Origin of the sequence: Mycobacterium sp. 94-17, assembly GCF_035617725.1 — a bacterium.
Taxonomy (GTDB): Bacteria; Actinomycetota; Actinomycetes; order Mycobacteriales; family Mycobacteriaceae; genus Mycobacterium.
On record NZ_JAPIYN010000060.1, the window covers coordinates 1 to 1,424 of the forward strand.

Below are 1,424 nucleotides of genomic sequence, written 5' to 3' on the forward strand. Positions count from 1 at the left end.
GGCTCTTCGGATCTTGCCGGGGTGCTGTGTTCATCGGACGACGATGGATGTGAGGACCCGCCAGTTGGGCTTGCCGGCGTAGAGCAGTGCGCGAATGCGGTAGTTCTCGAAGTTGGTGAAGCCGTAGCCGATGCGTTTGATGCGTTTGATCAGGTTGTTGAGGGCCTCGGTGGGCCCGTTGCTGACTCGGGCGATGTGGAAGTTGCAGATCTTGTCGAACCAGGCTTTGAAGGTGCGGGCGAGTTTGTTCAGTTCGGGCGGCAGGCTCGGGCGTAGGCAGTGGTCGATCAGTTCGGAGAGCATCGCGCGGGCGGCGTGGATGTCGGTGCAGCAGTAGAACTCGCGTAGTCGTTCCTTGACGCGGTAGGCCAGGGCGACTTCGCCGCGGGGATCGCCCAGTTGCAGTAGTGAACTCAGGCGTTGGGTGGCCTTGGCGTCGAGGCGTTCCTCACCGGTGAGCAGCACCCGGCGGACCCGGTAGAGAGGGTCGTGACGCCGACCGCGGTGGCCTTTTTGTTCACGCTGCACGCGTCGTCGAATCTCGTCGAGGGCCCGATTGGCCAGTTGCACGCAGTGGAAGGGATCGACGACCTGCCGGGCTTGGGGCAGCATCACCGTGTAGACCGCGGCGTTGGTCGCCGACATGTCCAGGGCGCCGAAGCGGATGCGGTGTTTCCATGCCAGGGGTTGTTGGTCGATCCAGCCGGCGACATCGACATAGCTTCGTGTGGGCAGGATCTCGATGATCTGGTGGTTGGCGACATCAGCGACGGTGGTCGCATACGAGCGGCCCCTGCGGCTGCACAGTTTCACAAAAGAGGTCTCGTCCAAGCCGATCGCGGACGTGGCGTTGAGGCGACGCCGGTCGGCAGCCAGCAGCGCCCGACCGTAGGTCATGACCGCGTCGTTGACGGTGTGCCAATCGCAGGACAGCTCACCGGCGACATCGGAGACCGCACGACCTGTCCCGACCTGCATCGTGGCCCATTTGGCGCAGCGGGTCGTCAGCAGGCAGTTCTTGGCCGCGATGCGGTGGTCGGCACTGGTCCAGCTCGGCCCAGCACAGGCGGGTCGCCGGCAGATCAAACGGTGCTTGCGCCACGCCAGACGCATCGGCTGGCCGTAGACGGGCAGGTCGACATAGCGCACCGTCGGCCGCTCCTTGATCTGGCCTGCGCCCCCACACGTCGGGCATAACCGATTGACCACGGTCTGCTCGATCACCAGCTCGACATCCGGACCGATACGTCGATAGGCCAGCACGCGGACGTCCTTGAGCCCGACAAGGGCTTCGACGATCTGACTAGGCTCACAACGGACGAAGGTGCTTTTGAATTTGATGGTCACACTTCAAAGACTCAGGCACCTTCGTTCCCCACAACCGCAGGGCACGCCGACCTCAAAGCCGGCACCTAGCCCCGCTG

General features: G+C 63.8%; 1 protein-coding gene. It reads right to left on the bottom strand.

What is annotated here, in order from left to right; translation table 11 throughout:
• Nucleotides 1-30 precede the first annotated feature (30 nt).
• The gene (locus OQ789_RS25595; protein ID WP_324689191.1) at nucleotides 31-1,347 is read right to left on the bottom strand and encodes an ISL3 family transposase; all 1,317 of its coding nucleotides are present in this window, start codon (nucleotides 1,345-1,347) and stop codon (nucleotides 31-33) included.
• Nucleotides 1,348-1,424 lie beyond the last annotated feature (77 nt).